Here is an 8,566-nt window from a genome sequence, read left to right as displayed (position 1 = left end):
TTTGTGATCGACACAACTCCAATGTGGGAGCGAGCTTGCTCGCGAAGGCGTAATTTCGGGCGCCATCAATCCCGGGATTCGACTCCTAGCTCATCCCACACCGACTCCGCCAGATGAAACGTCGCATTCGCCGCCGGGATGCCGCAGTAGATCGCGCTCTGCATGATCACTTCCTTGATCTCGCCACGGCTCACGCCGTTGTTGGCCGCCGCGCGCAGGTGCAGTTTCAGTTCGCCCTCGCGGTTCATGCCGATCAGCATGGCGATGGTGATCAGGCTGCGGGTATGACGGGGCAGGCCCGGGCGGGTCCAGATGTCGCCCCAGGCGTGGCGGGTGATCATCTCCTGGAATTCGGAGTTGAACTCGGTCAGCGTGGTCAGGCTGCGATCGACGTGGGCATCGCCCAGCACCGCGCGGCGTACTTGCATGCCTTCGTCGTAACGTTGTTTCTCGTCCACAAATTCTTCCTCACTGAGCCTGCAAAAACGCCAGCACACGGTCGCTGAAAGCGGCGCCGGCCTGCACGTTGGACAAATGCGCCGCATGGAACTCGGCGTACTCGGCACCGCGCACGTGGTCGCGGATGAAGTGCCCGCCGGACGGCGGCGTCACCGCATCTTCGCTGCCGGCAATCACCAGCAACGGCACGTTGATCGAAGCCAGTTGTTCACGGAAATCGGCATCGCGCACGGCCGCGCAGTTGGCCGCATAGCCTTGTGGATTGGTTGCGGCAAGCATGTCGGTAATCTTCTTCGCCGCCTCGGGATGGGCTGCGGAAAAGTCCGGGGTGAACCAGCGCGCAATCGAGGCATCACGCAGTGCGACCATCGCCGCCGGGCCGTCGCGCAATACGGTTTCGATGCGCGGATTCCATACCGACGGATCGCCGATTTTCGCTGCGGTGTTGCAGACAATCAGCTTGTACAGACGATGGCCGGCGTTGATCCCCAGCCACTGACCGATCAGCCCGCCCATCGACAGCCCGCAGAAATGCGCGCGCTCGATATGCAGCGCATCGAGCAGACCGAGCACGTCGCGACCGAGTTGTTCGATGCTGTACGGCCCCCCGGTGACCAGCGATTGCCCATGGCCGCGCGTGTCGAAACGCAGCACGCGGAAATGCTCGGTGAACGCCGGCATTTGCGCGTCCCACATGTGCAGGTCAGTGCCCAGCGAGTTGGACAGCACCAGCACCGGCGCAGCGGCCGGGCCTTCTATTTGATAGTGCAGTTCGCCATCGGCGAGTTGAACGAAAGCCACAGCCCTCTCCTTCAGACAGTCAAAGCGTTGTGTTCGGCCACCGCGCGCTCGACCCAGGCTTGCGCCTGGCCGAGGTAATGCGCAGGGTTGAGAAGATCATCGAGTTCAGCGCCACTGAGTTCGGCGGTGACTTGCGGCTCGTCAGCGAGCACCGCACGCAAATGCCGTTGCTCGGCCACTGCACGTTTGCAGCATTGTTCGAGCAGGTGATGCGCGGTGTCGCGGCCGACGCGTTGGGCGAGGACGATGCTCACCGCTTCGGCCAGCACCAGGCCTTGGGTCAATTCGAGGTTGCGGGCCATGCGCGCCGCGTCGACTTCCAGCCCGTCGGCCAGCAAGCGCGCCTGTTGCAGCGAACCGGACACCAGGCAGCAGATTTCCGGCAGGGTTTCCCATTCGGCATGCCACAAACCGAGGCTGCGTTCGTGCTCCTGCGGCATCGCGCTGAACAGCGTCGACACCAGCCCCGGCACCCGCGTGGCCGCGCCGATCAGCACCGCCGCGCCAACCGGGTTGCGCTTGTGCGGCATGGTCGACGACCCACCCTTGCCCGGTGCCGCAGGCTCAAAAACCTCCGCTGCTTCGGTCTGCATCAACAGGCTGATGTCGCGGCCGAATTTGCCGAGGCTGCCGGCGATCAGGCCAAGCACGGCGCCGAATTCAACGATGCGATCACGCTGGGTGTGCCACGGTTGCTCGGGCAGGGTCAGTTGCAGCTCTTCGGCCAATGCTTTGGCGATCGGCAACGCCTGTGCCCCCAGCGCCGCGAGCGTGCCGGAGGCGCCACCGAATTGCAGCACCAGCAGACGCGTTTTCAGTTGTTGCAGACGCTGACGGCTGCGCGTGACGGCGCCGAGCCATCCAGCGATTTTCATACCGAGGGTCACTGGCGTGGCATGTTGCAGCCAGGTGCGCCCGGCCAGTGGCGTGGTAGCGAAACGTTGTGCCTGAGTGGCGAGCGAGTCGGCCAGTTGTGCCAGTTGGTTTTCGATCAGCGTCAGCGCCTGGCGCAATTGCAGGACCAGCCCGGAATCCATCACGTCCTGACTGGTCGCGCCCAGATGCACATAGCGCTCGGCTTCGGCATCGCTCGAAGCGATCTGCTTGCCCAACGCCTTGACCAGCGGAATCGCCGAATTGCCAGCCGTGGCTATCGCCTCGCCCAGCGCCGCGAAGTCATACAGGCCCGCGTCGCACGCTGTGGCAATCGGTGCCACGGCCGATGAAGGAATCAGCCCGACCCGCGCCTCGGCCCGGGCCAGCGCCGCTTCGAAATCGAGCATCGCCTGCACCCGGCCCTGATCGCAGAACACTTCGCGCATATCGCGGGCGGTGAAGTAGGCATCGAACAATTGATTGCCCGGTCGCTGAGTCATAAACAGTCCTTGCCGGCGCGAGCCTCGCAGCCCGCGCACATGGGTTTACAGATCGTGGTGCAGATACTTCGCCTGCTTGGGCAAACGCAGGCTGAACAGGAAAGCCACCGCCATCATCGCCGTGACGTACCAGTAGAAGGCGTTTTCCATGCCGCCGGCCTTGAGGCTCAGGGCCACAAACTCTGCCGAGCCACCGAAGATCGCATTTGCCACCGCGTAAGCCAGGCCGACACCAAGCGCGCGGACTTCCGGCGGGAACATCTCGGCTTTTACCAGACCGCTGATCGAGGTGTAGAAACTTACAATCGCCAGCGCCAGGGTGATCAGCACAAAGGCGAGGAACGGGCTGCTGATGCTTTTCAGGCTGAGCAGAATCGGCACAGTGAACAGCGTACCGAGCGCGCCGAACCAGAGCATCGAGTTACGCCGGCCAATCTTGTCGGCGAGCATGCCGAACAACGGCTGCATGCACATATACAGGAACAGCGCGCCGGTCATGATGTAGCTGGCGGTCTTGGCGTGCATGCCGGCGGTGTTCACCAGGTATTTCTGCATGTAGGTGGTGAAGGTGTAGAAAATCAGCGAGCCGCCAGCCGTGTAGCCGAGCACGGTGATGAACGCCGCTTTGTGATCGCGAAACAGTGCAGTGATGCTGCCGGCGTCTTTATGCGCACGGGTTTCCTTATTGGTGGTTTCCTTCAGCGAACGACGCAGGAACAGCGAAATCAGCGCCGCCACCGCACCGACCACGAATGGAATCCGCCAGCCGTAGGCACGCAGATCTTCTTCAGTGAGGAACTGTTGCAGCACCACCACCAGCGACACCGCCAGCAGCTGCCCGCCAATCAGCGTCACGTACTGGAACGAGGCGAAGAAACCGCGCTGGCCCTTGAGCGCAACTTCACTCATGTAGGTCGCAGTGGTGCCGTATTCGCCGCCCACCGACAGACCTTGCAGCAAACGCGCGAACAGCAACAGCACCGGCGCCCAGACGCCGATGTCCTTGTAGGTCGGCAGGCAGGCGATCAGCAACGAGCCGAAGCACATCATCAGAATCGAGATGAGCATCGAGTTCTTGCGCCCGTGCTTGTCAGCGACCCGGCCGAAGATCCAGCCACCAATCGGCCGCATCAGGAACCCGGCAGCGAACACGCCAGCGGTGTTGACCAGTTGCACGGTGGGGTTATCGGAGGGGAAAAACGCCGGGGCGAAATAGATCGCGCAGAAGGCGTAGACGTAGAAGTCGAACCATTCGACGAGGTTGCCGGACGAAGCGCCGACGATGGCGAAGATGCGCTTGCTGCGCTCTTCGCCGGTGTAGTGGGAGGTGGTGGTTGTCATTGTTTTTCACTCGATAGGGACAGTCACAGTCTAGACATACTTTGCAACAGTCCCGTTCCGCATCGGATCATCACCCACGTCTGGATCAGCCTTTGTGGCGAGGGGATTTATCCCCGCTCGAGTGCGAAGCACTCGCAAATCAAATACACGCGGTTCATCTGAATACCGCGCCGACTGGTTTTTGGGGCTGCTTCGCAGCCCAGCGGGGATAAATCCCCTCACCACAGGGACTCTGTCCTGCAGGGGATTTTGGGTGTTCTCTCCATAATCGAAGAACACCGTCTCGGCATCGGTGCCCTGCAGAACTACATTCCACTGGTAAACACCCGACGCATCCGCCTTGGCCAGCAACGTCTGGCGACGCTCCGCCGGCACACACTCGAGCAACGGGTCAGCAACGTTCGCCGGTTCACCTTCAAAATAAATCCGCGTCAGCAAATGCTTGACCAGACCACGGGCAAACACCAGCACCACCAGATGCGGCGCCTGGGTCGAGCCTTTCAACCCCGGCACGGTGCCCGGTTTGATCGTGGTGAAACGGAAGCGCCCTTCGGCGTCCACCGGCACCCGGCCGAAGCCTTCGAAATTCGGGTCGAGCGGTTTGTCCTGGTGATCTTCCGGGTGGTCGTACTTGCCGGCGGCGTTGGCCTGCCAGACTTCGAGCATGGCGTCGTTGACGACATCGCCATTGCCGTCGACCACCTGGCCGGTGATTGCCACGCGCTCGCCGAGGGTCAGCTCGTTGGCCAAGGTTTCGCGATTCAGCCAGGTCAGGCCGATGTGGTAATACGGCCCGACGGTGTGGGACGTGGTCGCATAGAGCGTCATCTTATTTCTCCATCGGCGTGGCTTCACGGCCGCGCAGCACGATGTCCCAGCGGTAACCGAGGGCGTAGGACGGAATGGTTTTTTCCAGATCGAAAGCAGCGATCAGGCGTTCCTTGGCCGAAGTGTCCGGCACGCAGTTGTAGATCGGGTCATACGCCAGCAGCGGATCACCAGGGAAGTACATCTGCGTGACCAGACGCGTAAGAATGCTCGGCCCGAACAGGGAAAAGTGGATGTGCGCCGGGCGCCAGGCGTTGTGGTGGTTGCCCCACGGATAGGCGCCGGGCTTGATGGTCTGGAACTGGTACCAGCCGTCGGCATCGGTGACGGTGCGGCCGGTGCCGGTGAAGTTCGGGTCCAGCGGCGCGTCGTGCAGGTCGCGGGCATGGTTGTAGCGGCCGGCGGCGTTGGCCTGCCAGATCTCCACCAGAATCCCCGGCACCGGCAGGCCGTCTTCGTCGAGCACGCGGCCGTGAATGATGATGCGCTCGCCCAACGGCTCGCCTTCGTGCTGGGCGGTGAGGTCATTGTCTTTCTCGGCAACGTGTTCGGCGCCGATGGTCGGCCCGGTGATTTCCGACAGCGAGTGCGGCAGGTGCACCAACGGCTTGGACGGCGAGCGCAGGTTGGTGGATTGATACGTCGGGTGCAGGTAGTCAGGCTGAGTGCCTGCCTGTGGGCGACGGTAACCAGGCTTGTCAGTCATTTCGCTTTCCTCAGTTCTTGTAAGTGCCGCAGTGCGTCAGACACGTTCGATGGCCAAGGCCAGACCCTGGCCAACACCGACGCACATGGTCGCCAGACCTTTCTTGCCGCCAGTCTTTTCCAGATGATGCAGGGCGGTCAGCACCAGCCGCGCACCGCTCATGCCCAACGGATGACCGAGGGCAATCGCGCCGCCATTCGGGTTAACCTGCGGCGCATCGTCGGCCAGGCCCAACTCGCGCAATACCGCGAGACCCTGGCTGGCAAACGCTTCGTTGAGTTCGATCACGTCGAAATCGCTGACCGCGACGCCAAGGCGCTCGGTCAGTTTACGCACCGCCGGCACCGGGCCGATGCCCATCACTCGCGGCGCGACACCGGCGCTGGCCATGCCGAGCACTTTTGCGCGGGCGGTCAGGCCGTGTTTTTTCACCGCTTCGGCTGATGCCAGAATCAGCGCAGCCGCACCATCGTTTACGCCTGAGGCATTGCCGGCGGTGACGGTTTTGTCCGCGCCGTTGACCGGTTTCAGTTTGGCCAACGCTTCAATCGTGGTGTCGGCGCGCGGATGTTCGTCCTGGCTGACCACGGTTTCGCCCTTTTTGTGGGCGATGCGCACTTCGACGATTTCTTCAGCGAAGTAACCGGCGGCTTGAGCGGCGGCGGTACGTTGCTGACTGCGCAAGGCAAAGGCGTCCTGATCTGCGCGCGAGACTTTATAGTCGTCGGCGACGTTATCAGCGGTCTGCGGCATGGCATCGACGCCGTACTGCGCCTTCATCAGCGGGTTGATGAAACGCCAGCCGATGGTGGTGTCTTCCAGTTTCATGTTGCGCGAGAACGCCGCGTCGGCCTTGCCCATCACGAACGGTGCGCGGGACATCGACTCGACGCCGCCGGCAATCGCCAGCTCCATCTCGCCGCTGGCGATCGCACGGAACGCAGTGCCGATCGCGTCCATGCCCGAAGCGCAGAGACGATTGAGCGTAACGCCGGGCACGCTGTCCGGCAGACCGGCGAGCAGCAATGCCATGCGCGCAACGTTGCGGTTGTCTTCGCCGGCCTGGTTGGCGCAGCCGAGAAACACCTCATCGACGGCGCTCCAGTCCACCGATGGATTGCGTTCCATCAGGGCCTTGATCGGCACGGCGGCCAGGTCGTCGGCGCGCATGGCGGACAATGCGCCACCGAAGCGGCCAATGGGGGTGCGAATCGCGTCGCAGATATACACGTCACGCATCATGCTTCTCCCGGTGCCTGGCCATGGGCGGCAGCGGTGCGCGCTTCCAGATCACGCAGCGCCGTCAGCTCGACTTCGGTCGGCTCAGCGGTGGTTTCAACGGAGTCGGCAAAACGAATCGCCCAACCGGTGGCGGCGACCACTTGCTCGCGGGTCACGCCCGGATGCAGCGCAGTGACCACGAATTCGTGGGTACCCTCCTCCGGTTCCATGATGCACAGGTCGGTGATGATGCCCACCGGCCCGGCGCCCGGCAGGCCCAGACGTTTACGCGAATCGCCACCTTCGCCGTGACCGACCGAGGTGATGAAGTCGAGCTTGTCGACAAACGACCGCGCCGACTGTTTAAGGATGATCAACACGCTTTTCGCCGAACCGGCGATCTCCGGCGCGCCACCAGCACCCGGCAGGCGCACTTTTGGCGCGTGGTAGTCGCCGACCACGGTGGTGTTGATGTTGCCGAAACGGTCGACCTGCGCGGCGCCGAGGAAACCGACGTCGATGCGCCCGCCCTGCAGCCAGTAGCGAAAAATCTCACCGGTCGGCACCACCGTGTCGGCGGTCTCGGCCAACTCGCCGTCACCGATGGACAGCGGCAGTACGCTCGGCTTGGCGCCAATCGGGCCGGATTCGTAGATCAGCACTACGTCCGGCGATGAAGTCAGGCGCGCGAGGTTGGCGGCTTTCGATGGCAGGCCGATGCCGACGAAGCATACCGAGCCGTTCTTCAGGCGCCGGGCCGCCGCGACGGTCATCATTTCATTGGTGGTGTAAGTCATTACTTGGCCTCCGAAGCAGCGGCCAATTTGGCCTGGAATTCGCTGAAGTCAGCGCAGCCATGGATGTATTCGTTGATCCACGCGGTAAACGTCTCACGGTCGCGAGCGATCGGGTCCCACGCCTGATAGAAACGATTGTCACGCTCGGTGTAACCGTGGGCGTAGGACGGATGCGCACCACCCGGCACATGGCAGACCGCGCTCAAGGCCCAGGTCGGCAGTACGCAAGCGTTCATCGGTGCGTTGAGATCGTCGACGATTTCTTCCACGGTGACGATGCAGCGCTTGGCCGCCAGCGCGGCTTCTTTCTGCACACCGAGAATGCCCCAGAGCAACACGTTGCCTTTGCGGTCGGCCTTCTGCGCGTGAATCACGGTGACGTCCGGGCGTACCGATGGCACTGCCGCCAGCACTTCGCCGGTGAACGGACAGGTCACGGTTTTGATCAGCGGATTGACCTTCGGCAGGTCGGAGCCGGCGTAGGCACGCAGCACCGCGAACGGCAGGCCGGACGCGCCGGCGACGTAGGCGTTGGCGAGGTCGGCGTGGCTGTGTTCTTCAATTTCCAGCGCGTGCGGCCACTGCTTTTCGACCGCGTCACGCAGGCGGTGCAGCGAGCCCACGCCCGGGTTGCCGCCCCAGGAGAAAATCAGTTTGCGCGCGCAACCGGCGCCGATCAGTTGGTCGTAGATCAGGTCAGGCGTCATCCGCACCAGCGTCAGATCTTTCTTGCCTTGACGAATGATTTCATGACCCGCTGCCGTAGGGATCAGGTGAGTGAAGCCTTCGAGGGCGACGGTGTCGCCGTCGTTGACGAATTGCTTCACCGCGTCGTGCAGCGAAAGGATCTCAGCCATGGAGCGGGCTCCTGTTCTTGTAAGGAATCGCCAGTGATAAAAAGGCGCGAGGTTCAGCGCCGGAGTCACTGAAGATTAAGCTCGGGAAATTCGCCAAACAATCCGATAATCGACTGAGTGTTCGTTTATCGAACGGATTGTTGCTTCCCTAATGATCGTTCCCACGCTCCGCGTGGGAAC

8 protein-coding genes and 1 pseudogene are annotated in these 8,566 nt (G+C 62.6%); all 9 read right to left on the bottom strand.

What is annotated here, in order from left to right; translation table 11 throughout:
* Positions 1-65: 65 nt before the first annotated feature.
* The 9 genes and pseudogenes from pcaC to F8N49_RS21900 all read right to left on the bottom strand — a co-directional run bounded on the left by pcaC (position 66) and on the right by F8N49_RS21900 (position 8,386).
* A complete protein-coding gene (pcaC, locus tag F8N49_RS21940; protein WP_024011942.1) occupies positions 66-458 on the bottom strand; it encodes a 4-carboxymuconolactone decarboxylase in 393 nt (130 codons plus the stop codon).
* A gap of 10 nt (positions 459-468) precedes the next feature.
* Positions 469-1,260, bottom strand: coding sequence for a 3-oxoadipate enol-lactonase (gene pcaD / locus F8N49_RS21935; RefSeq protein ID WP_151552542.1), 792 nt, complete (start codon positions 1,258-1,260; stop codon positions 469-471).
* Between the two features lie 11 nt (positions 1,261-1,271).
* Positions 1,272-2,636, bottom strand: coding sequence for a 3-carboxy-cis,cis-muconate cycloisomerase (locus F8N49_RS21930; protein ID WP_151552540.1), 1,365 nt, complete (start codon positions 2,634-2,636; stop codon positions 1,272-1,274).
* A 45-nt stretch (positions 2,637-2,681) separates the two neighbouring features.
* Positions 2,682-3,977, bottom strand: a complete 1,296-nt coding sequence (locus F8N49_RS21925) for an MFS family transporter (RefSeq protein ID WP_041478914.1) — start codon at positions 3,975-3,977, stop codon at positions 2,682-2,684.
* A 264-nt stretch (positions 3,978-4,241) separates the two neighbouring features.
* Positions 4,242-4,805 (bottom strand): annotated as a pseudogene (pcaG, locus tag F8N49_RS21920) (protocatechuate 3,4-dioxygenase subunit alpha); the annotation flags it as partial.
* 1 nt (position 4,806) lies between these two features.
* A complete protein-coding gene (gene pcaH / locus F8N49_RS21915) occupies positions 4,807-5,511 on the bottom strand; it encodes a protocatechuate 3,4-dioxygenase subunit beta (RefSeq protein ID WP_137215372.1) in 705 nt (234 codons plus the stop codon).
* Between the two features lie 36 nt (positions 5,512-5,547).
* Positions 5,548-6,753: a 3-oxoadipyl-CoA thiolase gene (gene pcaF, locus F8N49_RS21910; protein ID WP_178117042.1), complete on the bottom strand. Its 1,206-nt coding sequence runs from the start codon at positions 6,751-6,753 to the stop codon at positions 5,548-5,550.
* Positions 6,750-7,529 carry a CoA-transferase subunit beta gene (locus tag F8N49_RS21905; RefSeq protein WP_016771341.1) on the bottom strand — a complete coding sequence of 260 codons (780 nt, stop codon included), beginning with the start codon at positions 7,527-7,529 and terminating at the stop codon, positions 6,750-6,752. Before F8N49_RS21905 ends, pcaF begins: the two co-directional genes overlap by 4 nt.
* Complete coding sequence (locus tag F8N49_RS21900; protein WP_024011937.1) at positions 7,529-8,386, bottom strand: CoA transferase subunit A; 858 nt, start codon at positions 8,384-8,386, stop codon at positions 7,529-7,531. The genes F8N49_RS21905 and F8N49_RS21900 overlap by 1 nt, the downstream gene beginning before the upstream one ends.
* Positions 8,387-8,566 lie beyond the last annotated feature (180 nt).

This window comes from Pseudomonas sp. GXM4 (assembly GCF_008923895.1).
Classification (GTDB): domain Bacteria; phylum Pseudomonadota; class Gammaproteobacteria; order Pseudomonadales; family Pseudomonadaceae; genus Aquipseudomonas; species Aquipseudomonas atacamensis.
The sequence above is the reverse complement of the archived record's forward strand: the minus strand, read 5'-3'. Positions and strand labels throughout refer to the sequence as shown.